Source organism: Pseudomonas sp. P4_C8 (assembly GCF_056401975.1).
This window is the reverse complement of record NZ_JBFUIH010000028.1, coordinates 83,873-109,124: the sequence shown is the minus strand read 5'-3', so window position 1 is coordinate 109,124 and position 25,252 is coordinate 83,873. Positions and strand designations below refer to the sequence as shown.

At 56.9% G+C, this 25,252-nt stretch carries 23 protein-coding genes and 1 pseudogene; 17 read left to right on the top strand and 7 right to left on the bottom strand.

Annotated features, from left to right (window positions below; all coding sequences use genetic code 11):
* Nucleotides 1–214: integrase core domain-containing protein (locus tag AC1DWM_RS18690; RefSeq protein WP_477795839.1), on the top strand; the 214-nt coding region annotated here is incomplete at its 5' end.
* Between the two features lie 73 nt (nt 215–287).
* Here AC1DWM_RS18690 and AC1DWM_RS18685 read toward each other — a convergent pair.
* The 3 genes and pseudogenes from AC1DWM_RS18685 to AC1DWM_RS18675 form a co-directional block, all read right to left on the bottom strand.
* Nucleotides 288–404: pseudogene (locus AC1DWM_RS18685) on the bottom strand (helix-turn-helix domain-containing protein); the annotation flags it as partial.
* A gap of 49 nt (nt 405–453) precedes the next feature.
* Nucleotides 454–912 carry a class I SAM-dependent methyltransferase gene (locus AC1DWM_RS18680; protein ID WP_477795838.1) on the bottom strand — a complete coding sequence of 153 codons (459 nt, stop codon included), beginning with the start codon at nt 910–912 and terminating at the stop codon, nt 454–456.
* Nucleotides 913–1,184: 272 nt separating this feature from the next.
* Nucleotides 1,185–1,505, bottom strand: coding sequence for a hypothetical protein (locus AC1DWM_RS18675; RefSeq protein ID WP_477795841.1), 321 nt, complete (start codon nt 1,503–1,505; stop codon nt 1,185–1,187).
* On the opposite strand from AC1DWM_RS18675, the gene hxsA2 reads away from it, so the two are divergent.
* Genes hxsA2 through hxsC form a run of 4 tightly spaced genes read left to right on the top strand, consistent with a single transcriptional unit; the run spans nt 1,396 to nt 4,589 of the window.
* Nucleotides 1,396–1,680, top strand: a complete 285-nt coding sequence (gene hxsA2 / locus AC1DWM_RS18670; RefSeq protein ID WP_477795837.1) for a His-Xaa-Ser repeat protein HxsA2 — start codon at nt 1,396–1,398, stop codon at nt 1,678–1,680. The genes AC1DWM_RS18675 and hxsA2 overlap by 110 nt on opposite strands.
* On the top strand, nt 1,680–1,982 hold the full coding sequence (gene hxsD, locus AC1DWM_RS18665; protein ID WP_477795836.1) for a His-Xaa-Ser system protein HxsD: 303 nt from the start codon (nt 1,680–1,682) through the stop codon (nt 1,980–1,982). The genes hxsA2 and hxsD overlap by 1 nt, the downstream gene beginning before the upstream one ends.
* Entirely contained in the window at nt 1,975–3,432 is a 1,458-nt protein-coding gene (gene hxsB, locus AC1DWM_RS18660) for a His-Xaa-Ser system radical SAM maturase HxsB (protein WP_477795835.1), read from the top strand. Before hxsD ends, hxsB begins: the two co-directional genes overlap by 8 nt.
* On the top strand, nt 3,426–4,589 hold the full coding sequence (hxsC, locus tag AC1DWM_RS18655) for a His-Xaa-Ser system radical SAM maturase HxsC (protein ID WP_477795840.1): 1,164 nt from the start codon (nt 3,426–3,428) through the stop codon (nt 4,587–4,589). Before hxsB ends, hxsC begins: the two co-directional genes overlap by 7 nt.
* Before the next feature lie 381 nt (nt 4,590–4,970).
* Here the strand turns inward: hxsC and AC1DWM_RS18650 are convergent, their stop codons facing one another.
* Complete coding sequence (locus AC1DWM_RS18650; protein ID WP_477795834.1) at nt 4,971–6,818, bottom strand: sigma-54-dependent Fis family transcriptional regulator; 1,848 nt, start codon at nt 6,816–6,818, stop codon at nt 4,971–4,973.
* A gap of 473 nt (nt 6,819–7,291) precedes the next feature.
* Between AC1DWM_RS18650 and AC1DWM_RS18645 the strand changes: the two genes are divergently transcribed.
* Genes AC1DWM_RS18645 through AC1DWM_RS18620 form a run of 6 tightly spaced genes read left to right on the top strand, consistent with a single transcriptional unit; the run spans nt 7,292 to nt 13,228 of the window.
* Nucleotides 7,292–8,386, top strand: a complete 1,095-nt coding sequence (locus AC1DWM_RS18645) for an ABC transporter ATP-binding protein (RefSeq protein WP_223520385.1) — start codon at nt 7,292–7,294, stop codon at nt 8,384–8,386.
* Nucleotides 8,386–9,483, top strand: a complete 1,098-nt coding sequence (locus AC1DWM_RS18640; RefSeq protein ID WP_477795833.1) for an ABC transporter ATP-binding protein — start codon at nt 8,386–8,388, stop codon at nt 9,481–9,483. The genes AC1DWM_RS18645 and AC1DWM_RS18640 overlap by 1 nt, the downstream gene beginning before the upstream one ends.
* On the top strand, nt 9,480–10,346 hold the full coding sequence (locus tag AC1DWM_RS18635; protein ID WP_452627280.1) for a carbohydrate ABC transporter permease: 867 nt from the start codon (nt 9,480–9,482) through the stop codon (nt 10,344–10,346). Before AC1DWM_RS18640 ends, AC1DWM_RS18635 begins: the two co-directional genes overlap by 4 nt.
* Nucleotides 10,347–10,354: 8 nt before the next feature.
* The gene (locus AC1DWM_RS18630; RefSeq protein WP_007946968.1) at nt 10,355–11,155 is read left to right on the top strand and encodes a carbohydrate ABC transporter permease; all 801 of its coding nucleotides are present in this window, start codon (nt 10,355–10,357) and stop codon (nt 11,153–11,155) included.
* Nucleotides 11,156–11,165: 10 nt separating this feature from the next.
* Nucleotides 11,166–11,438 carry a DUF2160 domain-containing protein gene (locus AC1DWM_RS18625; protein WP_046032507.1) on the top strand — a complete coding sequence of 91 codons (273 nt, stop codon included), beginning with the start codon at nt 11,166–11,168 and terminating at the stop codon, nt 11,436–11,438.
* Between the two features lie 47 nt (nt 11,439–11,485).
* Complete coding sequence (locus AC1DWM_RS18620; RefSeq protein ID WP_223520377.1) at nt 11,486–13,228, top strand: ABC transporter substrate-binding protein; 1,743 nt, start codon at nt 11,486–11,488, stop codon at nt 13,226–13,228.
* A gap of 345 nt (nt 13,229–13,573) precedes the next feature.
* On the opposite strand, the gene AC1DWM_RS18615 is transcribed toward AC1DWM_RS18620, so the two are convergent.
* Nucleotides 13,574–14,983 (bottom strand): heavy metal sensor histidine kinase, encoded by a 1,410-nt coding sequence (locus AC1DWM_RS18615; protein WP_223520375.1) that lies wholly within the window; start codon nt 14,981–14,983, stop codon nt 13,574–13,576.
* On the bottom strand, nt 14,980–15,654 hold the full coding sequence (locus tag AC1DWM_RS18610) for a heavy metal response regulator transcription factor (RefSeq protein WP_477795832.1): 675 nt from the start codon (nt 15,652–15,654) through the stop codon (nt 14,980–14,982). The genes AC1DWM_RS18615 and AC1DWM_RS18610 overlap by 4 nt, the downstream gene beginning before the upstream one ends.
* A 479-nt stretch (nt 15,655–16,133) precedes the next feature.
* On the opposite strand from AC1DWM_RS18610, the gene AC1DWM_RS18605 reads away from it, so the two are divergent.
* The 6 genes from AC1DWM_RS18605 (at nt 16,134) to AC1DWM_RS18580 (ending at nt 23,390) form a co-directional block, all read left to right on the top strand.
* Entirely contained in the window at nt 16,134–17,414 is a 1,281-nt protein-coding gene (locus AC1DWM_RS18605) for a TolC family protein (protein ID WP_223520372.1), read from the top strand.
* A 49-nt stretch (nt 17,415–17,463) separates the two neighbouring features.
* Nucleotides 17,464–18,669, top strand: a complete 1,206-nt coding sequence (locus AC1DWM_RS18600; RefSeq protein WP_477795831.1) for an efflux RND transporter periplasmic adaptor subunit — start codon at nt 17,464–17,466, stop codon at nt 18,667–18,669.
* A 26-nt stretch (nt 18,670–18,695) separates the two neighbouring features.
* Nucleotides 18,696–21,848, top strand: coding sequence for a CusA/CzcA family heavy metal efflux RND transporter (locus tag AC1DWM_RS18595; protein ID WP_477795830.1), 3,153 nt, complete (start codon nt 18,696–18,698; stop codon nt 21,846–21,848).
* A 201-nt stretch (nt 21,849–22,049) separates the two neighbouring features.
* On the top strand, nt 22,050–22,250 hold the full coding sequence (locus tag AC1DWM_RS18590) for a co-regulatory protein PtrA N-terminal domain-containing protein (protein WP_477795829.1): 201 nt from the start codon (nt 22,050–22,052) through the stop codon (nt 22,248–22,250).
* 80 nt (nt 22,251–22,330) lie between these two features.
* A complete protein-coding gene (locus tag AC1DWM_RS18585) occupies nt 22,331–22,663 on the top strand; it encodes a DUF2790 domain-containing protein (RefSeq protein ID WP_223520365.1) in 333 nt (110 codons plus the stop codon).
* Nucleotides 22,664–23,009: 346 nt separating this feature from the next.
* A complete protein-coding gene (locus tag AC1DWM_RS18580) occupies nt 23,010–23,390 on the top strand; it encodes a DUF6124 family protein (protein WP_477795828.1) in 381 nt (126 codons plus the stop codon).
* A 303-nt stretch (nt 23,391–23,693) separates the two neighbouring features.
* On the opposite strand, the gene AC1DWM_RS18575 is transcribed toward AC1DWM_RS18580, so the two are convergent.
* Nucleotides 23,694–25,019: an OprD family porin gene (locus AC1DWM_RS18575; protein WP_477795827.1), complete on the bottom strand. Its 1,326-nt coding sequence runs from the start codon at nt 25,017–25,019 to the stop codon at nt 23,694–23,696.
* Nucleotides 25,020–25,252: the final 233 nt, after the last annotated feature.

Genomic DNA, 25,252 nt, shown 5'->3' with positions numbered 1-25,252 from the left:
GAGCATGAGTCGAAAAGGCCAATGTTGGGATAACGCCCCGATGGAGCGTTTTTTTGGCAGCTTGAAGTCCGAATGGGTGCCTGAAGAGGGCTACCACTCGGAATATGAGGCCCGAGTAGATATCAACCGATATGTGGCGCGCTACAACAATGTAAGGCGCCACAGCTACAACGGTTACCACTCGCCGGTAGCGGCAGAAAAGATGGCGGCGTGAGAACCGAAAACAATGTCCAAAATTACTGGACCAGACTCAGCTTGCCAGCGAAGGGGCCCGTCCGGCCAACCCATCATTCAGTCTGGCGCAACCGCTTGTAAAGAGTATTACGGCTAACCCCAAGCCGTCGGGCCAGATACGAAATATTCCCCCCAGCTGCCCGCAACTGCCGATTCAAATCCTCAATATCGTAGACMCATTCGAGCGAATGCTTTCAGTCTATAGTCGCAGGTGCTCTATTAACTAATTTTTTGAGCAACCAATTTTACGGTGGCATATTTTTTATCGGGACCAACAAGTCGCTCTTTGTAGTGTTTGATAATAAACGTTTTCTCTAAGATTTTTTTTACTTCTCCGGAAACACCCAGTTCACGCCAGTTTTCACCGTTGCCACCGATGCTTTCATAAATTAAGAATCCAGATGGCTTAATTGTGTCGATTAAATGTTCCATTAAATATTTATTGTAAAAATGAATGATGATCACGGCTGAAAAAGAATTGCTTTTGAATGGTAGTGGTTTTCTGCAGTCCAAAACAATTGGGTTTATATTTTTATGGCTTAAGAACCATGAGTTGCTAAAGCTTTCATAGGAAAAATCTGCAGCCACTACATTTAAATTATGTTTGGATAATAGTACTGAATTACGACCATACCCGCACCCCGCATCAAGAACAGCTAACCCTTCATGTAAATTCAAGACTGAAAGCACCCCCTCTAAGAAACTAGAAGGATCGTCGGATAGCGGTTTTTTATGTCGACTGTAATGACTGTCGATTTGACTATTTCTCAATCTCATAGGGAGCCTGCGAAAATTGCTCTGCAAATAAAAAACAAGATTACCACTGCATGCCCCATAAGCAATTTTAAAGCCATCAGGGGCTGTTGACCTGCGCTGAAAGTTTAAGATAGCTCAAGAGGTTCGATAACGCCTTCTCGTGTCTGGTGGGGAGTCTCAATTTTCGTGAAAGGCTATGCGCCGCGTCCGTCAAGGACGGTAATAGGAGAATTATATGGCGCCATCTCTGTGCTGCCGTTTTTTGCTCTATAGCCTTTACTAAAAAGCGTGTCGTCTGTCGGGTTATGGGCGAGTAATAGGCCGCTAGTCGATTCCATATTGACATCATTGATATGTGTCAGCGAGACTCGCCAAAAACCACAAAAACGATAGGGAAATTTCGCGATGAAAAAACGCTCCTTTCTGATACCGATGGCCACTCTTGCAGCTGCGATGGCAACCGAACAAGCTTCAGCAGTAGCCACCCACGAGGTTATAGAACCAATAACCGACACCCCAAATACATTCCCGGCTGAAGCTCAAAGCGAAAACCTTTCGGTGCGCGGTGGTAGTGATCAATTCGCCTTTGTTCTCAAACGTGGGGGCCAAGGGCAGTTGATGGCTTACCATACCTCCCACAGCTCCCATGCTTCTCACTCCTCGCACACCTCTCACACTTCAGGCTCCTGATGGCTTACTCACATAAGCTCGTTTTTGATGAGCGGCTTTACGACGCGCAGGTTTTGCAGAAAGCCGCTTATCGCTCGATGAATTTTCTGACGATTGATATCGCAGCCGATGAGGGGATGTTTATCTGCGCCTTGTCCTCGAATATCGGCGTTGATGAGTCGTCCTTCCTATCTGCCGTTCAAGAATTCAAGAAGGATGTGCTCGACTATCAATTGCGCCACCAGCTGAGCACTGAGACGCAGCCGATCAAAAATTTGATCCTTGGACTGGCCTTTTCAAAAACCGGGCTTACTAGTGAGTAAATTCCAAAAGCTTGAGTTCTACGCGCAGCAACGTCCTTACGAGTTGCTGCCCTTCAAGTTTGATCGCCTTAATGACGACGAGTATGTCATCACCAACATGGCAGGCGAGTTCCACGTCATACCATCGCCTATGCTTGAGCCGATCATTAGCAAGACGCTTCCACTCTCGTCAGAGCTGATCCCTACGCTCCGGTCCAAGCAATTCATTCGCTTCACCAATGAGCAAGCGCCACTTCAGCTCTTGGCACTCAAAATACGCACACGGTTGTCCAGGCTGGCCCAGTTCACCAATCTACATATCTTTGTGGTGACCCTTCGCTGTGACCACAGCTGCCCGTATTGCCAGGTATCAAGGCAGTCGGAAAGCAAAGGCGAATTCGACATGACCGCGGAGATGGCAGACAAGTCGTTGGATTTCGTTTTTAGGTCACCGAATCCAGCGATCAAAATTGAATTTCAAGGTGGCGAACCACTGCTGAACTTCGAGATGGTGAGGTACGTCGTTCTTGAAGCAAAAAAGCGCAACATCAAGGAAAGGCGAGATCTGCGGTTCGTCATCGCGACCACACTGTCGCTTCTGACCGATGACATGCTCGAATTCTGTAAGCGGCACAACATCGTGCTTTCATCTTCGCTGGACGGGCCAATGGATCTGCATAATGCAAATCGCCCACGGCCAGGCCGAGATAGTCACCAGCGTTTCGAGGAAGGCTTGAAAAAAGCCCGTGCAGCCCTCGGCTATGACCAAGTGTCAGCCCTGATGACAACCACAGATAAGAGCCTGCCACGCGCACGTGACATCATTGATGAATACTTGCGCCTAGGCTTTGATGGGATCTTCTTACGTACGCTTTCCCCTTACGGCTTTGCGATCAAGACCAAGAAATTCATGTCGTATGACACGGAGCGTTGGCTGGAGTTTTACAAGGAAGGTCTTGAGTACATTATTGAGCTGAACAAGTCCGGCATAAGATTTGTAGAGCAGTACTCCTCGATTGTGCTGACGAAGATGTTGACATCAGGGGACCCTGGGTTTGTTGATTTGATGAACCCTGCCGGTGCTGGCATCGCAGCCATCGTGTTCAACTACGACGGATCGGTCTACGCCTCAGATGAAAGCCGAATGCTTGCCGAAATGGGCGATCATACGTTTCGGCTGGGCAACATTCTTGAGCACTCCTATGAGGACATAATCCTCTCTGATCAGCTTCTGGATGCACTGGAGAACTCGTTCACTTTAAGCGCTCCAATGTGCTCTGACTGTGCATTTGAGCCTTACTGTGGCGCCGAGCCCGTCTACCATCACGCCATCCACAAGGACGTGGTTGCAAGAAAACCTGAGTCGTCTTTCTGCAAGCGAAATATGGCGATTTTCAAGCATCTCATTGAGCTGATGGAAAGCGATGAGCAAACGAAACGGATTTTTATGGGATGGGCCAATCGATGCTGAAGCTCGGCGGAAAAATTATCCGTATCCATGCGGTTGATGTTCACAAGGACCTCACCTTACTCAAAGTGGCGACCAGCCGGAATCTGCCTGAAGTTTTGCGACGAGAAATGGCCTATTTGGTTTCTGACCACCAGATTCCCCTAGGATTCGCACACTACCTACTACTTGAAAAGCATCGTGAGTTGGTTGAAGTGCTGCCTTCCAACTCTGATTACTCACTCCTACCGAATGACTACAGCTACATTGGTGATGGTGACATAGTCAGGCTTTCAGCAGATCGTCGGACTATTCGTGTACTATTTCGGGCATCGGCGCCCAACAACAGCATTCTGATAACTGAGCAGTGCAATCATTACTGCTTGATGTGCTCACAACCGCCTAAGGCTGCTGATGATTCATGGTTGCTCGATGAAACGGAAAATCTGATCCCGCTAATTCCAAAGGACACCCCAGAATTGGTATTTACTGGCGGCGAGCCAACGACCAATCGGGAGCGTTTCCTTAAGATCATCAGTCTGACAAAAAGTTATCTACCAAGAACTGCAATCCACATTCTCTCGAACGGGCGCAGTTTTAAAGATCCTGCGTTCGCCGAAAAGTATGCGCAGATTGAATTGCCCGACGCGATGATCGGAATACCTGTCTATTCGGACGATCCAACGCTGCATGACTACATCGTCCAGGCCCAAGGCGCATTCGATGAAACCATTCAGGGCATTCTCAATCTGAAGCGTTTGGGTCAGAAGGTTGAGATCCGAGTTGTCATTCACAAGCTATCAGTGCAGCGCCTGCCTGAGCTGTGTGAGTTCATCGCACGCAATCTGCTGTTTGTTGATCATGTGGCGTTGATGGGCCTTGAGATGATGGGCTTCACTAGGGCCAATCTTGATGAGCTGTGGATTGACCCAATCGAGTACAAAGACACACTCAGCAAATCAGTTGGGATTTTGGCCAAGTACGGCATGAATATCTCGGTCTACAACCATCAGCTGTGTTTGGTGAATCCGGACATTCAACCCTACTACCGTAAATCAATCAGCGACTGGAAGAACGAGTACGCTTCTGAGTGTCAGAGCTGTAAAAAACAGCGCGAATGCGGAGGTTTCTTCGCATCAGGTGTTAAATTTGGTTACAGCAAGCACTTAGTTCCATTCTGACTTCGGCATCATTTTAGTGAGTCATATAGCGTCATTAGTGCATACACGTCCGCAAATGGTGTTCACTGCTTGTAATGGTCGCTGATTGGTAGTGGTCAACTCCGATGCAATGGTTGGTCACGTTGAATGCTTGCGGGTGAGTGAGCAAGTCTGTGTAACTACTCAGTCAACAGGGTCAGTCGCCGCTATAAGCACTTTATTCGGGTTTTTGTTTATGTGCAGGGCTTAAGTACTGCAGTGACAGGGCTGGCGTCATCGCGGGCAAGCCCGCTCCCACAGGGATTTGTGTCCTACATCAAATTGGAATCCAACTCGGTCCACTGTGGGAGCGGGCCTGCCCGCGATGGTCTCAAGCCGAACACCAGGATTGCTACTCACTCATCACTCAGTCTGGCGCAACCGCTTGTAAAGAGTATTACGGCTAACCCCAAGCCGTCGGGCCAGATACGAAATATTCCCCCCAGCTGCCCGCAACTGCCGATTCAAATCCTCAACATCATTCAAATCCACCGCCAGAGTCTCCGGCGAATCCACTGGCTCCATCTCCAGATCGACAAAAAAATCATCCGGCAAATGCTCAGGTCGCACCGGTTGCTCCTCGGCCATGGCCAGCGCCACCTGCATCACGCTGCTGACCTGACGCAAATTCCCCGGCCACGGGTGACGGCCGAACAACTCCAACACTTCACGACTCAACCCGGCCCACTGCGTCGGCTCGCGGTGTTGCTCCCACAAGCGTTTGAACAACGCCTGCTTGTCGCTACGTTCCCGTAGCGGCGGCAATTCCAGGGTCAGGCCGCCAATGCGGTAATACAAGTCTTCACGAAACCGACCAAGTTGCACTTGCTCGCGCAACGCACGGTTAGTCGCCGAAATAATCCGGATATCGACCGGGAACAGCTCGCTACTGCCCACCGGCTGCACGCAGCGTTCCTGCAAGACCCTCAATAACCGAGCCTGAGTCGGCAACGGCATGTCGCCGATTTCATCCAGGAACAGGGTGCCTTTGTCGGCCTTGCGAATCAGCCCGATGCTGCCTTTCTGGTTAGCTCCGGTGAACGCGCCTTTCTCGTAGCCAAACAGCTCAGACTCCACCAGTTCGGCGGGGATCGCTGCGCAGTTAACGGCAATGAACGGTTTTTTGCTGCGCGAGCTCGCCTGATGCAAGGCTTTGACGAACACTTCCTTGCCGACCCCGGTTTCCCCGTGGATCAACAGCGGAATGTCTTTTTCCAGCAGGCGTTCGGCTTGCCGCACGGCTTTTTCCACGCGGCTGTCGCCGAAGTGCAGGGTGTTGAGGCTAATCGCTTCGGGTGCCGCCACGGCCGGCTCGGCGCTCTTGGGTTCAGAAAACAGTCGCGCCTGAATCGGCACTAGTTTCGGTCGCCTCAATAGGCATTGGAAGCGGTTGCGCCCGGAGGCTTGCAGGGCGAATGGCAGGCCGTCGGGCTGGTTCAGCAGTTCCAGTAACGAGACCTTGAACAGGCTCTCGATGCTGACCCGCGACAGGCTGATGCCCAATAGATTGTCGGCCCGGCGGTTGGCGGAGAGCACCTGGCCGGTCTCATCGAAGATCAACAGCCCGGCCCATTGGCTGTCGAGGTTGTTTAATCCGGTGTTGAAGGTCAGTTGAAAATGCTGGCCCTGGAACAGGTTGAGAATCAGCCGGTTTTCCACGGTCTGGCTCATCATTTTGACCATGCCCAGGGTGTGCGACGGCGGCAGGTAGCTGTCGCTGGACACATCCAGCACCGCGATGACTTTGCGCTCGGCATCGAAAATCGGCGCGGCGGAACCGGTCATGAAGCGGTTGGCTTTCAGAAAGTGTTCATCGTGTTCGATGTGCACGGCTTGCTCGCAGGCCAGCGCGGTGCCGATGGCATTGGTGCCGCTGCAACGCTCCATCCAGCTGGCGCCCGCACTGAAACCACGGGTCAGGCTCGGCTCGATAAACCGCTGGGTGCCCCATGACGTCAGGACCTGGCCTTGATTGTCGGCGAGCATGATCAGGCAGTTGGAATTGCTCAGGATGTTTTCGTAATACGGCAGCACTTCCTGGTGCGTGGTCTGCACCAGCGAATGTTGGCTCTCCAGCAATTGCGCGATGCCTTCGGCCGGCAGTTGATCGAACGCAGGGACACTCTGATGGTTGAGGCCGAACGCGCGGCAGCGGGACCAGGAGTCCTGAATGACGGCGTCGTGGGAGAGCGGCGAGGCGGGTGCGGCCATGGCAGTCGATCTCTGAGCAAGCTTTTATTGTTTTTGTTATGGGCGAAACCAGGTTTTAGGTGATGCATGCTGCCAACGGGAACCCTTGTAGCAGCTGGCGAAGCCTGCGTCCGGCGACGCAGTCGTCGTAAAACCTGAATACGCGGTCATCCTGATACACCGTGGCGCCTGATTTTACGACGGCTTCGCCGCCGGACGCAGCCTTCGGCAGCTGCTACAAGGCCGTGCGTAATTCAGAATATTTTGCAGTAAAACGGTGTGTAGAGTGTTGTTCACTATTGTTCATTGTCAACGGCTGGATTGTTCAGTTGTTCAGTTGTTCAGTCGCGGTTGTTCATTTCTGTTCAGCAACGAAAGCGATGACTCCGCTCACTTACGGATTTTCAAGCCAGATCAAAGGCTTGCAATTTTTGGCACGAAAGTCGCTCTGTAGCTCCGGTCGCTTGACTCCAAATAATAAAAAAGGCCGAGCCATGTCATTAACCCTGGAACACGTCAGCCGCACCGTCGAGGGCCAGACCTGGATCGACGATGCCTGCCTGAGTTTTGAACCCGGTTCCTTCAATGTCTTGCTCGGGCGCACGCTGTCCGGCAAAACCAGTCTGATGCGCCTGATGGCCGGTCTGGACAAGCCCGACAGCGGCCGCATCCTGATGAATGGCGTCGACGTCACCCAGCGCCCGGTGCGGCTGCGTAACGTGTCGATGGTCTATCAACAGTTCATCAATTACCCGACCATGACCGTCTTCGAGAACATTGCCTCGCCATTGCGCCAGGGCGGTGTTTCCAACGAATTGATCCAGAGCAAAGTGCTGGAAACCGCGAAGATGCTGCGCATCGAGAAGTTCCTCCAGCGCCATCCCCTCGAACTCTCCGGCGGCCAGCAACAGCGCACGGCCATGGCCCGCGCGCTGGTCAAAGATGCCGAGCTGATCCTGTTCGACGAGCCACTGGTCAACCTCGATTACAAGCTGCGCGAAGAACTGCGCCAGGAAATGCGCGAGCTGTTCAAGGCGCGGCACACTATCGCGATTTACGCCACCACCGAACCCAACGAAGCCCTGGCGCTGGGCGGCACCACGACCATTCTTCACGAAGGCAGGGTGATCCAGAGCGGCAAGTCGTCCGAGGTGTATCACCAGCCGCAAAGCGTACTGGCGGCGGAGCTGTTCTCCGAGCCGCCGATCAACCTGATGCCGGGGCGGATTGCCGGTAACGAAGTCAGCTTCGCCAATTTCGTGCACTTCCCGTTGAACGTCGACCTGCGGCCGGTGGGTGAAGGCGAGTTCCGCTTTGGCGTGCGTCCGAGCCACATCTCACTGGTGCCGAGCAATGACGATGATCTGGAACTGGCTGTGACGGTCGAAGTCGCCGAGATCAGCGGTTCGGAAACCTTCCTGCATGTGCGCAACGAGCATTTCCTGCTGGTGCTGCACTTGCCCGGTGTTCACGAATACGACGTCGATGCGCCGATCCGCATTTATATCCCGACCCATAAACTGTTTGTGTTCGATGCGCAGGGGCGTTTGATCCAGGCGCCTGGCCGCCGTATTGCGAGGGTTGCCTGATGGCCGAAATCCGTTTGCAGAACCTCGCCCACAGCTACACCAAAACCCCGGCCGGCCCCGAGGATTATGCGATCCGCGAGATGGACCACGTTTGGGAACAAGGCGGAGCCTATGCGTTACTCGGGCCTTCCGGGTGTGGCAAGTCAACCTTGCTCAACATTATTTCCGGGCTGCTCAGCCCCTCTCAAGGGCATGTGTTGTTCGACGGCAAAGCGGTCAACAACCTGACGCCGGAGAAGCGCAACATCGCCCAGGTTTTTCAGTTCCCCGTGGTCTACGACACCATGACGGTGTTCGATAACCTGGCGTTTCCGCTGCGAAATCAGGGCATGGCCGAGGCGAGAATTCACACCAAGGTGCAAGAAATTGCCGAGGTCCTGGACCTTCAGGCGCTGCTGAGCAAAAAGGCCAGTAACCTCACCGCCGATGAAAAGCAAAAAGTCTCCATGGGCCGTGGGCTGGTGCGCGATGACGTCTCGGCGATCCTGTTCGACGAACCGCTGACCGTGATCGACCCGCACCTGAAGTGGAAGCTGCGGCGCAAGCTCAAGCAGATCCACGAGCAGTTCAACATCACCATGGTCTACGTCACTCACGATCAGTTGGAGGCTTCGACCTTCGCTGACAAAATCGCCGTGATGTACGGCGGGCAGATCGTGCAATTCGGTACGCCGCGAGAATTGTTCGAACGGCCGAGCCACACCTTTGTCGGCTATTTCATCGGCAGCCCGGGGATGAACCTGATCGAGGTCAAGCCGCAACCGGGTGGCGTGGGGTTCGCCTCGACGCATCTAGCGTTGTCTGAAGCTCAACAGAAACGCATCGCTGAATCCGAGTGGAAAACCCTCAAGGTCGGTATTCGGCCAGAGTTCGTGCATGTGTGGGAAGAACCCTTTGATGACGCGATGAAGGCGCAGGTCGTGCACATCGAAGACCTCGGCACCTACAAGATCCTGACCCTGAACCTCGACGGCGCGCCATTGAAAGTGCGCCTGGCCGAAGACAAACCGGTGCCTGAAGGCACGGCGTACATCAGTTTTCCGGCGCAGTGGTTGATGGTGTATGCCGATGAATTCCTGCTGGAGGCACAGCCATGAACAAGGTGCAAAACAACAAGGCCTGGTGGCTGGTGTTGCCGGTGTTTCTGCTGGTGGCCTTCAGCGCTGTGGTCCCGATGATGACGGTGGTCAACTATTCGGTGCAGGACATCTTCGACCAGTCCAGCCGCTACTTCGTCGGCGCCGACTGGTACAGGCAAGTGCTGCTCGATCCGCGCCTGCATGACTCGCTGTTGCGCCAGTTCATCTACTCCGGCTGCGTGCTGCTGATCGAAATCCCATTGGGTATCGCCATCGCGTTGACCATGCCGACCAAGGGGCGCTGGTCGTCGCTGGTGCTGATCATTCTGGCGATTCCGTTGCTGATTCCGTGGAACGTAGTCGGCACGATCTGGCAGATTTTTGGCCGCGCCGATATCGGCCTGCTGGGGGCAAGCCTCAAAGCCATGGGCATCAGCTACAACTATGCGGCGAACACCATGGACGCCTGGGTCACGGTGCTGGTGATGGACGTGTGGCACTGGACGTCGTTGGTGGCGCTGTTGTGCTTCTCCGGTTTGCGGGCGATTCCGGACGTGTATTACCAGGCCGCGCGGATTGATCGGGCCTCGGCCTGGGCGGTGTTCCGGCACATCCAGTTGCCCAAGCTGAAAAGCGTGCTGTTGATCGCGGTGATGCTGCGGTTCATGGACAGTTTCATGATTTACACCGAGCCGTTCGTGCTGACCGGTGGCGGTCCGGGGAATGCCACGACGTTCCTCAGTCAGACCCTGACCCAGATGGCCATAGGGCAATTCGACCTGGGGCCGGCAGCCGCATTCTCGTTGGTGTACTTCCTGATCATCCTGTTGGTGTCCTGGCTGTTCTACACCGCCATGACTCACTCTGACGCCAACCGCTGAGGCCCGCCATGAGCAAGAGAAAGCTTATTCCGCTGCTGATCTACATCCTGTTCCTGCTGGTGCCGATCTACTGGCTGCTGAACATGTCGTTCAAGAGCAACACCGAAATCCTCGGCGGCCTGACGTTGTTCCCCGCGGATTTCACCTTGCATAACTACAAGGTGATTTTCACTGATCCGGCCTGGTACACCGGTTACCTCAACTCGCTGTATTACGTGAGCCTGAACACGGTGATTGCCTTGAGCGTGGCACTGCCGGCGGCGTATGCGTTTTCGCGCTATCGCTTCCTCGGCGACAAGCACCTGTTCTTCTGGCTGCTGACCAACCGCATGGCGCCACCGGCGGTGTTCCTGTTGCCGTTCTTCCAGCTGTATTCCTCGATCGGCCTGTTTGACACCCACATCGCGGTGGCCTTGGCTCACTGCCTGTTTAACGTGCCGTTGGCGGTGTGGATTCTTGAGGGCTTCATGTCCGGTGTTCCCAAGGAAATCGACGAAACCGCCTACATCGACGGCTATAGTTTTCCCAAGTTTTTCGTGAAGATTTTTATCCCGCTGATCGGCTCCGGCATCGGCGTCACCGCGTTTTTCTGCTTCATGTTTTCCTGGGTTGAATTGCTCTTGGCGCGCACGCTGACGTCGGTCAATGCCAAGCCGATTGCGGCGGTGATGACCCGCACGGTTTCGGCGTCGGGCATCGATTGGGGCGTGCTGGCGGCGGCAGGGGTGTTGACCATCCTGCCGGGCATGTTGGTGATCTGGTTTGTTCGCAACCACGTGGCCAAGGGCTTTGCCCTGGGTCGGGTATGAGGAGCTGATGATGGAATGGATGAGTTGGACCGGCCCTACGGCGGCGTTCTTCTGCGTCATTGCCCTGATCCTGGTGGGCATGACGACCTGGGAGTTGCGCTCGCCGAGCATTCTCAAGCGAGGTTTCTTGCCGATTGCCACCACCCGTGGCGATCGGCTGTTTATCGGTCTTCTCGGCAGCGCCTACCTGCATTTGCTGGTAATTGGCGTCACCGACTGGAGCATCTGGGTAGCGTCCGCGTTGTCCCTGGTGTGGCTGTTGGCTGTGATGCGTTGGGGCTAGTCGAATCGCTCGGCAATGTTGCTCCGAAATTCAAACAGGAGGTCTCTATGTTCGACAAAAACAATAAGCTGCGACATAGCATTTCATTGGCAGCCATGCTGGCACTCAGTGGGTTGAGTGCTGCGGCCTGGGCCGACGCCTATGAAGACGCTGCGAAGAAATGGATTGGCAGTGAATTCAAGCCATCCACGTTGACAGCCGATCAACAGCTGGAAGAACTGAAGTGGTTCATCAAGGCGGCGCAGCCGTTTCGCGGGATGAGTATCAAAGTGGTTTCGGAAACCATCGCCACCCACGAATATGAGTCCAAGGTCCTGGCCAAGGCCTTCACCGAGATCACTGGCATCAAGCTGACCCACGACTTGCTGCAGGAAGGCGACGTGGTGGAAAAGCTGCAGACCGTGATGCAATCGGACAAGAGCATCTATGACGGCTGGGTCAACGACTCGGACTTGATCGGTACACACTTTCGCTACGGCAAGACTGAATCGATCACCGACCTGATGGCCAACGAAGGCAAGGACTTCACCTCGCCGACGCTGGACATCAAGGACTTCATTGGCACCTCCTTTACCACGGCCCCGGACGGCAAGCTCTATCAGCTGCCTGACCAGCAATTCGCCAACCTCTACTGGTTCCGCGCTGACTGGTTCGAGCGGCCTGAGCTGAAAGCCAAGTTCAAGGAAAAGTACGGCTACGAATTGGGCGTGCCGGTGAACTGGTCGGCCTATGAAGACATCGCCAAATTCTTCAGCGAAGACGTCAAGGAAATCGACGGCAAGCGGGTCTACGGGCACATGGACTATGGCAAGAAAGACCCGTCCCTGGGCTGGCGTTTCACTGATGCCTGGTTCTCCATGGCCGGTGCCGGCGACAAGGGCATTCCCAACGGCTTGCCGGTGGACGAGTGGGGCATTCGGGTCGAGGACTGCCACCCGGTGGGCTCCAGCGTGACTCGCGGCGGCGACACCAACGGGCCGGCGGCAGTTTTCGCCACGCAGAAATACGTCGACTGGCTCAAGGCCTATGCGCCACCGGAAGCGGCGGGCATGACCTTCTCCGAGGCCGGTCCGGTACCGGCCCAAGGCAACATTGCCCAACAGATTTTCTGGTACACCGCGTTCACCGCCGACATGACCAAGCCGGGCCTTCCCGTCGTGAATGCCGATGGCACGCCGAAATGGCGCATGGCGCCGTCGCCGCGCGGCCCGTACTGGGAAGAGGGCATGAAGCTTGGGTATCAGGACGTGGGTTCCTGGACGTTCCTGAAGTCCACGCCTGAGAAACAGAAACTCGCCGCCTGGCTCTATGCGCAGTTCGTGACCTCGAAAACCGTGTCGCTGAAGAAAACCATCGTCGGCCTGACGCCGATACGCGAGTCGGACATCAACTCGCAAGCGATGACCGACCTGGCACCGAAACTCGGTGGCCTGGTGGAGTTCTACCGCAGCCCGGCCCGCGTGCAATGGACCCCGACCGGGACCAACGTGCCGGACTATCCGCGTCTGGCACAACTGTGGTGGAGCCACATCGCCGAAGCGGCCAGCGGCGAGAAAACTCCGCAACAGGCACTGGACGGTCTGGCCAAGGATCAGGACGCCATCATGTCCCGCCTGGAACGTTCGAAAGCGCAAACCACCTGCGCACCGAAAATGAACCCCGAGCGCGATGCGCAATACTGGTTCGATCAACCGGGTGCACCGAAGCCGAAACTGGCGAACGAGAAGCCTAAGGGTGAAACCGTCAACTACAACGAGCTGCTGAAGTCGTGGGCGAACGCGCCTAAGTAAACTTCTGCACTGAGAAAGGCGAACGGCACCGAAAGGTGCCGTTTTTATTTGTGCCTGATAGTCCGTCATCGCGAGCAGGCTCACTCCCACAATGATCTGCGATGTTCACAGCATTTGTGACCGACGCAATACCTGTGGGAGTGAGCCTGCTCGCGATAGCGGACTGACATTAACCATTGCTGTTGCCCGATCCACCGCATTCGCGGGCAAGCCACGCTCCACAGGTTTCAGTGGTGTTCACACATTCTGCGGACGACGGTGATCACTGTAGGAGCGGCGGTGCGACGATTCGACTTGCCCGCGAAGAGGCCATCCCTCACAGCGAAGATCCCCCCGCCTGTGGCCTCAATGCGCCACCCCCTCAATCGCAGGAAACCCCAACCGAAACACCGTCATCGCCCCCGGCATGCTCTTAACCTCCGCCACCCCCTGATGCAGGCTCATGATCGAGCGCACGATGGCAAGGCCCAGTCCGGTGCTGCCCTGGGCGCGGGAACGGCTGCTGTCGACGCGGTAAAAGCGGTCGAACAGATGCGGCAGATGCTGCGCTTCGATGCCTGCACCGGGGTTGCTGACCAGCAGGGAAACCTGCGTCGCGCCTTGTTCAATCAGCAGCGAAACCGTTTGCCCGGCCGGGCAGTGACGCAGGGCGTTGGACATCAGGTTCGAGATCGCCCGCTGGATCATCAACCGGTCGCCTTTCACCCGAGCACTGCCCACCACAGTCAAATGAATCTGTTTGTCCTGCGCCGAAAGGGAAAACAGGTCGGCGACTTTCAGGGCTTCATCTTCCAGCGCAATCAGCTCGAAAGGCGTAAGCGCCGCCGGCTGGCTGACCTGCGCCAGAAACAGCATGTCCGAGACTATTCGCGCGACGCGTTCCAGTTCTTCGGTACACGACACCAAAATATCTTTGTATTCCTGAGTCGTGCGTTCCCGAGACAGTGTTACCTGTGCCTTGCCCATCAAATTGTTGATCGGCGAGCGCAGCTCATGGGCCAGATCATCGGAGAACTGCGACAACTGCTGCACGCCGTTGTCGAGGCGGTGCAGCATGAAATTGATACCTTGCGCCAGTTCACTGAGTTCCTGTGGCATGTTCACCACCGAGAGTCGATGGTCGAGGTCCTGCGTCGAAACCATCGCCGCCACCTGGCGAAACTCGCGCATCGGTGCCAGACCTCGCAGCACCGCCACCCAGGCACTGAGACCGATGAAAATCAGCAGTAACGGCAAAGCCATCAGCGTCGAACGCAGATAAGCGCTGAGCAACGCCTGATCGTGAGCATTGTCCATCGACAACAGCACCGGGACGCGGGTGCCGTCCTTGATGCGGATCAGTCTGGAGACTGTGAGGAACTTCGTGCCCTGAGCGTCGGTGCTGGTGGAGTAAGCCAACTGATCGGTGGCCGCCCGCACTGCCTTCAGTTCGAGGCGCGGATCGGCCATGCCGGTGCCGGACTTCAATAGCGGTGCGCGCAGATTGCTGCGCTCATAAATGGTCAGAGTGAGGTTGTCATGCCCCATGACCTGGTCGAGCAAGATGTGCGGCTTCGAACTGATTTCTCCGGGATCGGTGTACAGCGCCAGGCTGTGTTCAACTTGCTCCATCTTCTTTTCCAGGCTGTCTCTGGATACTGCGTTCAGCTCGTGGGTCAGGGTGAAATAAGCGAGGATCGCCAGGAACACCACCAGCAGCGCCCCGACAATGCTGACCGTCAGACCGAGGCGCAGCGACAGGCTCGCCGGCTTCATTCCCGCGCCTCCAGCACGTAGCCGACACCGCGCAGGGTATGGATCAGTTTGCTGTCGAACGGGTCGTCGATTTTCGCCCGCAAACGCCGGATCGAGACTTCGACCACGTTGGTGTCGCAGTCGAAGTTCATGTCCCACACCAGCGAAATGATTTGGGTGCGGGTGAGCACCTCGCCGGACTGGCGCATCAGCAGATGCAGCAGGGCGAACTCTTTAGTGGTCAGGTCGATGCGCTGCTCGCCGCGAAAGGCGCGATGACGCCCCGGATCGAGTTCCAGATCGGCAACTTTGAGTACTTGCGGCACCGGGATGTTTTCGCTGCGGCGCATCAGGCTACGCACCCGTGCCAGCAATTCGGGGAACTCGAACGGTTTGACCAGATAATCGTCGGCGCCCAGATCCAGACCGCGAATCTTGTCAGCCAAACGACCTCGAGCGGTCAACATCATCACGCGAGTAGAGCGGGTGCGGCGCAGTTGTTCCAGCACGCCCCAACCGTCCAGTTGCGGCAGATTGGCGTCCAGTATCACCAGGTCGTAAACCTGGTGTTGGGCCAGATGCAGCCCATCGGTTCCATTGGCCGCGTGATCAACGATATAACCACTTTCTGTCAGTCCCTGATGTAAGTATTCGGCAGTTTTAAGCTCGTCCTCGACGACAAGGATTCGCATGATCAATCACCACTTTTATTTAAAAGACATGTAATTAAGGTTGTCGGGAAAGTTGTTGTTCTTATAGAGGCTTCCGGACGTTTATTTATAACGGCGAGTTGAATGGGTTCTTGCTTTCCTGCAGAGAGTTCTCCGGTCAGGGCGTGCACGATAAAGTCTGTAGTGGCTACAGGGTCAACCGCAACGCTAGGCCTCTAGCCTTGAAAATGGCCTGATGCGACAGCCTGACGCAGAGGCCTGCTTCGAAAGTGCTTCAACCTCATGGGAATTGAAATCGGGCAAGTACTGTTCGGCGGATAAATACCGGGCATTTGTTTCTTAGTATTGCTACATAGCGGTTTGCACTTCGCATGGTAGAGCAAAACAACTTGCTGGAACCGTGGATAACGTATTTGTAATGTTTCAGTCACCTTGTCGATAAGCTCAAAACCCTACCGTGGCGACATTGAATTTTCTTGATTTAAAAAGGAAGTATTCCATTGCCCGGTTTAAGAGAACTGACGGCGCGATCACGCCTGAAAAAAACAGCAGGCGTGGTGACGGCCACCTGCTTTTTGTTATTGGCCGGCCCGTGTCTGGCGGCTGTTTCGTCCGGCTCGACACTGACACTGGATCAGGCCCTGAAAACGGCATTTGCCGGTAACCCTGAGTTGGCGGCCGCCCAATGGGAGATCGGAATAGCCGAAGGGGATCGACAGCAGGCCGGTTTGATCCCCAACCCTGAAGTGTCGTGGGAGGCCGAAGACACGCGCAGTGAGTCGCGAACCACCACGGTGATGCTCAGCCAGCCAATTGAACTGGGCGGCAAACGCGGTGCGCGGATCGATGTCGCCAGCCGTGCGCAGGATGCCGCCGGAATCGAGTTGGAGCGCAGGAGCAACGCTTTGCGCGCCGATGTGATTCAGGCGTTCTCCAGCGCACAAACGGCGCAGCAGCGCTTGCAGTTGTCCAGCCAGTCACTGGAGCTGGCCGAGCAGGGGCTGCGGGTGGCGCAAGGCCGCATCCAGGCGGGCAAATCATCGCCGGTCGAAGGCACGCGAGCGCAGGTGCAACTGTCGGAAGTGCGTCTGGAAATGAGCCGCGCCGAGCGCGATCAGGCCAACGCGTACCAGCAATTGGCGCAGGTCATGGGGGCACCGTTGCCGACGTCGACCACTGTGCAAACGGCCACTCAAGGCATGCCCGCCATGCCGCCGCCTACCCGTTTGCTGGAACGGCTGAAGGAGACCGCCGATATGCGCCTGGCCAAATTGCAGATCGTCCAGCGTGAAGCCTCCTTGGCGTTGGAGAAGACCCAGCGGATTCCTGATGTGACCGTGAGTGTCGGCAGCCAGTACAGCGAACTGGATCGCGAGCGAGTGAATGTGGTCGGGCTATCGATGCCGATCCCACTGTTCAATCGCAATCAGGGCAACGTGCTGGCGGCGGCGCGGCGCACCGACCAGGCGCGGGATCTGCGCAACGCCACCGAACTGCGCTTGCGCACGGAAATCCAGACCACGCTTGCGCAATGGCAGACCGCCAACGGCGAAGTCAAAGCGTTCCACCAGACCATTCTGCCCGCCGCGCAAAGTGCGGTCGACAGCGCTACGCGCGGTTTCGAAATGGGCAAGTTCGGGTTCCTCGACGTTCTCGACGCCCAGCGCACCCTGATCAGTGCTCGCACCCAATACATCCAGGCCGTTGCCGAAGCGACAGACGCGCGGGTGCGCATCGAACGCATTTTCGGCGATCTCGGCGCGTTCGGCGTCAGCCCCTGAATTTCATCTTTTAAATCACTGCGCGATGGCCTGACGCAGAGGAGTTTCCATGGATAAAAAACTGATCGTGGTCGCTGTGGCGACATTGACCCTGGGCATTGGTATCGGCTCGTTGTGGGTGGGTAACTCGCCCATTGACGCCCATGCCGATGAAGTGTCGGAGCATGCCGACCATGCTGAAGAAGGCGCATCAGCCGACGGCGGACATGCCGAAGGTGAAAGCGAAGAAGGACACCTCACACTCAGCAACGAACAGATCGCGGCGGCCGGCATTCAACTGGCCGAAGCACAGGCGCAGAACATCAGTCTTGGCCTGCCGTTCCCCGGCGAAGTGCGCTTTGACGAAGACCGCACCGCGCACCTGGTGCCTCGCGTGCCGGGGGTGGTCGAGTCGGTGTCGGTCAACCTCGGGCAGTCGGTGAAGAAGGGGCAGTTGCTGGCGGTGATCGCCAGTCAGCAGATTTCCGATCAGCGCAGCGAACAGGCGGCCGCACAGCGGCGTCTGGCGTTGGCGCGCACCACGTTCGAGCGTGAGCGGCAGTTGTGGCAGGACAAGATTTCCCCCGAGCAGGATTTCCTCCAGGCCCGTCAGGCGTTGGAAGAGGCCGAAATCGCCCTGAGCAATGCTCGACAGAAAATTAGCGTACTCAGTGGCAGCGTGGTCGCCAGCGGCGGCAATCGGTACGAATTGCGTGCGCCCTTTGACGGCGTAGTGGTGGAAAAACACCTGACGCCGGGGGAGGTGGTCGATGAAACCACGGCTGCTTACACGCTCTCGGACCTGTCCCGGGTGTGGGTGACGTTCGGCGTTTCGCCCAAGGATTTGAACAAAGTGCAGGTTGGTAAACCGGTCTCTGTCAGCGCTCCGGAGCTGGGGGCAGAAGTCGTCGGCACCGTGGCTTACGTCGGCAGTTTACTGGGCGAACAGACGCGCACCGCAACGGTTCGCGTCACCCTGGAAAATCCGCAAGGTTCGTGGCGTCCGGGGTTGTTCGTGAATGCGTTGGTCGCCACTGACAGCCGACAAGCCAAAGTCGCCGTGCCCGAAACCGCGATCCAGACGGTCGAGGACAAACCCACAGTGTTCGTGCGCACCGACGACGGCTTCAAGGCGCAAGCAGTGGAGCTGGGCAGTCGCGCGGCCGGTCAGGTGGAAATCACCCAGGGGTTGGAGCCCGGCCTGCAAGTCGCCAGCGCCGGCAGCTTTGTTCTCAAATCGGAATTGGGCAAAGCCTCGGCTGAGCACTCCCACTGATCCGACCCCTCGACGAGAAGGTTCTCATGTTCGAACGCCTGATCCAGTTTGCCATCGAGCAGCGCATCATCGTGCTGCTCGCCGTTTTACTCATGGCCGGCCTCGGCATCGCCAGTTATCAAAAACTGCCGATCGACGCCGTGCCGGATATCACCAACGTCCAGGTGCAAATCAACACCGGAGCCGCTGGGTTCTCGCCGCTGGAAACCGAGCAGCGCATCACCTTCCCGATTGAAACCGCGATGGCCGGCCTGCCGTCGCTGGAGCAGACCCGTTCGCTGTCGCGCTCGGGATTGTCGCAGGTCACGGTGATTTTCAAGGACGGCACCGATCTGTTCTTCGCCCGGCAGTTGGTCAACGAGCGACTGCAGATCGCCAAGGAGCATTTGCCCGAGGGAGTGGATGCGATGATGGGGCCGATTTCCACCGGTCTTGGCGAGATTTTCCTGTGGACAGTGGAGGCGCAGGACGGTGCGCTCAAAGACGACGGCACAGCCTATACGCCGACCGATCTGCGGGTGATTCAGGACTGGATCATCAAGCCGCAGTTGCGCAACGTCCAAGGTGTCGCCGAGATCAACACTATCGGCGGGTTTGCCAAGGAGTATCAGATTGCCCCCGATCCGAAACTGCTGGCGGCGTACAAACTGACCCTTACCGATCTGGTCACGGCGCTGGAACGCAATAACGCCAACGTCGGCGCCGGCTACATCGAGCGCAGCGGCGAGCAATTGCTGATTCGTGCGCCGGGGCAAGTGGCGAGCACCGAAGACATCGCCAATATCGTGATGGCCAACGTCGACGGCACGCCGATCCGGGTCAAGAACGTCGCCACCGTGGACATCGGCCGTGAACTTCGCACGGGTGCAGCCACCGAAAACGGTCGCGAAGTGGTGCTCGGTACGGTGTTCATGCTGATCGGTGAAAACAGTCGCACCGTGTCCCAGGCTGTCGCCAACAAGCTTGAACAGATCAACCGCTCCTTGCCCAAAGGCGTGATCGCCGTGCCGGTGTACGACCGCACGCACCTGGTGGACAAAGCCATCGCCACGGTGAAGAAGAACCTGGTGGAAGGCGCGATTCTGGTGATCGCGATTCTGTTCCTGTTCCTTGGCAACATCCGCGCGGCGCTGATCACTGCAATGGTGATTCCGCTGTCGATGCTGTTTACCTTCACCGGGATGTTCAGTAACAAAGTCAGCGCCAACTTGATGAGCCTCGGTGCGCTCGACTTCGGCATCATCGTCGACGGCGCGGTGGTGATCGTTGAAAACACGCTGCGACGGCTGGCCCATGCGCAGCAGCATCAGGGGCGTTTGCTGACCCGTTCCGAGCGTTTTCACGAAGTGTTTGCGGCAGCCAAAGAAGCGCGGCGACCGTTGATTTTCGGCCAGTTGATCATCATGGTCGTGTACCTGCCGATCTTCGCCTTGAGCGGTGTCGAAGGGAAAATGTTCCACCCGATGGCGTTCACTGTGGTCATCGCGTTGTTGGGCGCCATGCTGTTGTCGGTGACGTTTGTTCCGGCGGCTATTGCGCTGTTTGTCACCGGTAAGGTCAAGGAAGAGGAAGGCGCGGTCATGCGCGGCGCGCGGCGGGTGTATGCACCGGCGCTGGCCTGGGTGATGAACCATCGGGCGTTGGCCGTAAGCATGGCATTGGGCGTGATTGTGCTCAGCGGTGCGGTAACCAGCCGCATGGGCAGCGAGTTTGTGCCGAGCCTCAGTGAAGGCGATTTTGCCCTGCAAGCCTTGCGCGTGCCGGGCACCAGCCTGACCCAGTCGGTGGACATGCAGCAGCGTCTGGAAACTCTGATCCTCGCCAAAGTGCCGGAAGTCGAGCGCATGTTCGCCCGCACCGGCACCGCCGAAATCGCCTCCGACCCGATGCCGCCGAACATCTCCGACAGTTACGTGATGCTCAAGCCAAAAGATCAGTGGCCGGACCCGGGCAAGTCCCGTGAAACCCTGATGACTGAACTGCAACAAGCCGCCGCGACGTTGCCGGGCAGCAACTATGAGCTGTCGCAGCCGATCCAGTTGCGCTTCAACGAGCTGATCTCCGGCGTGCGCAGCGACGTTGCGGTCAAGGTGTTCGGTGACGACATGGACGTGCTCAATGCCACGGCGGCACAAATCGCTACCGCCATGCAGAAGGTCAACGGCGCGTCCGAGGTCAAAGTGGAGCAAACCACCGGCCTGCCGGTGCTGACTATCAACATCGACCGCGACAAGGCGGCGCGCTACGGGCTCAACGTCGGTGATGTGCAAGACACTATTGCGGTGGCGGTGGGTGGGCGTCAGGCCGGCACGTTGTATGAAGGGGACCGACGTTTTGACATGGTGGTGCGCCTGTCCGATGCCATGCGCAAGGACATCGAAGGCTTGTCGGCGCTGCTGATTCCGGTGCCGGCGCCGCTCAATGGTGCTGCCAATCAGATTGGCTTCATCGCCCTCAAGGATGTTGCCAGCCTCGATCTGGTGCTGGGGCCGAATCAGGTCAGCCGCGAAAACGGCAAGCGCCTGGTCATCGTCAGCGCCAACGTGCGTGGGCGCGATATTGGCTCCTTTGTTAAAGAAGCGGGCGAGGTGATCGAGCGCGATGTTCAGGTTCCGGCGGGTTACTGGACCAATTGGGGCGGGCAGTTCGAACAGTTGCAGTCGGCGGCCAAGCGCTTGCAGATCGTGGTGCCGGTGGCGTTGCTGCTTGTGTTCGGTCTGTTGTTCATGATGTTCAACAACCTCAAGGACGGGCTGCTGGTGTTTACCGGGATTCCGTTTGCCTTGACCGGCGGCGTCTTGGCGTTGTGGTTGCGGGACATCCCGCTGTCGATCTCGGCGGGCGTCGGTTTTATTGCGCTGTCGGGAGTGGCGGTGCTCAACGGCCTGGTGATGATTGCGTTCATCCGCAACCTGCGTGAGGAGGGGCGCTCTCTCAGTGACGCGATCAACGAAGGTGCGCTTACCCGCTTGCGGCCGGTGTTGATGACGGCGCTGGTGGCGTCCCTGGGCTTTATTCCGATGGCACTGGCGACTGGCACCGGGGCGGAGGTGCAGCGTCCGCTGGCGACGGTGGTGATTGGCGGGATACTGTCTTCGACCATCCTCACATTGCTGATCTTGCCGGCGCTGTATCAGCTCGCCCATCGACGAGACGAAGACACTACCTCAACCCAATAGGTGACCCCCTGTGGGAGCGAGCCCGCTCGCGAATGCGGCCTATCAGTCGGTAATGATGCTGACTGATCCACCGCTTTCGCGAGCAGGCTCGCTCCCACAGTTCTTTCTGGCACATAACGGATATGTAATTTCGGCGCCACCGTCACGAAAGGTTCGAATTGTTACCTTGATCCCGTTAATTAATTAAACGAGGAATCAAACATGAAACTTGTACAAACCGGTGCGTTTGCGGTGGCGTTGATGATGTCTTCTCTGGTCATGGCGGCCGGTGGCGGCGACAGGACATTCGCAAGAATGATGGCGGCCAATGACCGCGTGATGGCACTGAATGTGGCCAAAGAACAGGCGCGTGACCCCGTCGTAGTCAATGAAAAGAAGGACGAAAAGTCTAAAGACTTGTAAGCGTGTCGCACTTGATCAAGCCCGTCATCGAAGGTCGATGGCGGGCTTTTTTTATGAGCCCGGATCTGAAGGTATCGGATATGAAAATTTTCAAATGGATTGCGTTCGCCGGCGTGATGGCGATGTCCCTGAATGTGCTGGCTGAAGGCGGCGGTGACCGGACGTTCGAGAAAATGCTGAGCGCCAACACCAAAGCCATGGAGCAATACGCTGCCAGCCAGGGCAAACCGGCGCCGGTGGTGAAGGACTATGAATACGGGATGAAGCTGGATGTGGTGAAAGTGGTCAGCGTAGTGCGCCCGCAGACTGCTTGCGCCGTGGTGCCTGCCGCCATGACCTACGAAGACTCGCAAGGCCAGCTCAACACCCTCAAATACACCGTGGCAGGCGATTGCCGAAAGGGCGGGGGATGAGGCCTACATCGCGTATTTCAATTCGCGATGTTTAAGGCTGTGACTGAATAGCAGAACCTTCCCACAATGTTTTCAGGTTGTCCGTCGGACGTCCGGTCTCTAGCCTGTGCTGGTCGCTGCCAATTCAGCGATCGGGATTGGAACCCCGGAACCCCGAAAGCGCAAAAGTGGCTTTCATGACGTATGCTTGCGCACCTTGATGGTGTGCACTCCGTTATGGCAGCTGTGCGCGGGAGACTTAGAGTCTGTCGGGTTTTTCGGTGGCCCGGGTTCCAACCTGCGTACAGCTGCCACCCCTTCGATTGGAACCGAACGGGTCAGCTCCACCGCCACACCGGAGTTACTTATGAAAAAGCCAACACCCAACCCTCCCGAAGCAGACGCCGTTGCGGACGCCGACTCAACATCCCCTTATGCCTCCGTCGACACCCGAAAACTCCACGAAGCCGCTGACCGCGCTCTCGACTACTACCTCAGCCCCACCGCCAAAATCATGGCCACGCCATACACCCCCAACAAAATGTTCTTCGTCAATCCCGAAGCCGACACCGAATCCCTGCTGGCCAACGCCTGCGAATCCCTGGCCTCGGCCACGGTCATGCTCGGTGACTTTGCCGCGCTGCTGGAAGGCACGCACCGCAGGACGTTGCTGGGTATTGCACAGGTGGTGATGCTTGGCGAGCTGGCGGTGAACAAGGCGCTGGATAACGTCGATCCTGCTGCATAACCCTGTGGGAGCGAGCCTGCTCGCGATAGCGGTGGGTCCGTCAATTAAGATGCTGGATGGGCCTGCCTCATCGCGAGCAGGCTCGCTCCCACAGTATTTCCGGGGTACCTGAAGTCGTTGCGTACACCGCTGAACCTGTAGGAGCCGTGCTTGCCCGCGATAGCGGTGGGTCAGTCGATGAAGATGGTGGATGGGCCGGCCAAGTCCGGGCCAAAAAAAGGCGCCCCGAAGGACGCCAAAAAATTCACCTCTTTCCAAAGGAGCAAGGAGCTTCTAAAGGTGAATAGTGGAGACGCGGTAAACCTAAAGAATCGCCAACGGATACTCGACAATCACCCGCACTTCATCCAGATCCGACTCGAACGCCGTGGCGCGGGTAGTGGCTTGACGCAGACGCAGCGACATATCTTTCAGCGAGCCGCTCTGCACCACGTATTTGACTTCTACGTCGCGCTCCCAGCGTTTCTGGTCCGTGAGCGGGTTGCCTTCGGCATCGCGACGCATGTACACGTCATTGGCGTTGGTATAGTCGGCGTCAGTGCCGCGGGCATAACGGGTCATGAAAGACAGCCCCGGCACGCCATAGGTCGTCATGTCGAGGTCGTAACGCGCCATCCAGGAACGCTCCTTGGGCGCGTTGAAGTCGCTGTACTGGAGGGAGTTGTCGAGGAAGATCGAGTCGGACTGACGCAGGTAGTCGAAGTCGTCATTACCGTTGTTGCGCTGGTGGGATAATGCGACGGAGTGGGCGCCGAGTTTCACGCCGACCCGGCCGCTCCAGATGTTGTTGTCAAACTTGCCGAGCAACTGTTTGCCTTCATCGACCGCCTTGTAATAGTTAAGGCCGCCAAACAGCGACAGCTCATCCGACAGCGGGTAAGTCCATGCGGTGCCTGCGTAGTGTTGATTCCAGGCATCCTTGAGGCGGCTGGAATACAAACTGAAACTGAGGTTGTTGTTCAGCGCGTAGTCGCCACCGAAATAACTGGCCCACGGTGAGTCAACCGGGCCGCCATAGAAGGTCTCAAAGTTTTCGCGCATGTCGCTGGACACCGGTTGGCTCATGGCATGCAGACGACCGCCCTGTATCGATAGTCCGTCGATGCTGTTGTTAGTGGCCGTGACGCCTCGGAAACTTTCCGGAAGCAATCGAGAGTCACCTGCCGCAACGACCGGGGTGGCGGGGAACACGTCGCCGACTTTTATCACCGTGTCAAAGGCCCGAATTTTGGCGGCGCCACCCACCTTGGTGTATTCGTCCTGTGCCTGGCCGTCACTGTCCACCGGAAGCATGTCGAACGAACTGTCGCCACCGTTGCGACCGTCACCGGTATCGAGTTTCAAGCCGATCATCGCAAATGCATCGACACCGACCCCGACGGTGCCTTGGGTAAATCCGGACTCGTATTCGCTGATGATGGCGTGGGCCCAGGTTTCGGAATACCCATTGCCGGTCGGGCTGGACTGGCCTTTGCGGTAATCACGATTGAAGTAGAAGTTACGATTTAGCACCGTCAGGCTGCTGCCTTCGATAAACCCCTCGGCTTTATCTTCCGCAAAGACCATGGACGGCCCTGCGCCGACCATTACAGCCAAAGCGGCCATCGACATTTTTATAGCGTTAACCATCAATCACTCCTTGGGTTCCGGCAGAAGGGCAACGTGCTTCGGCTTGGTTTTTTCGTTCGGCGGGCAAGCGCCCGCCGGCAGGGTTGCCGGGTGACATCGTTGCAATCTGCGGATAACGCGAAGGTGATGGGGTAATTACAATTTCGTCATGTGGATGCCACACGAACTTCAGCGAACCCTTGTAGGAGTGAGCCTGCTCGCGATAGCGGACTGTCAATCAAGCATGTGTTGAC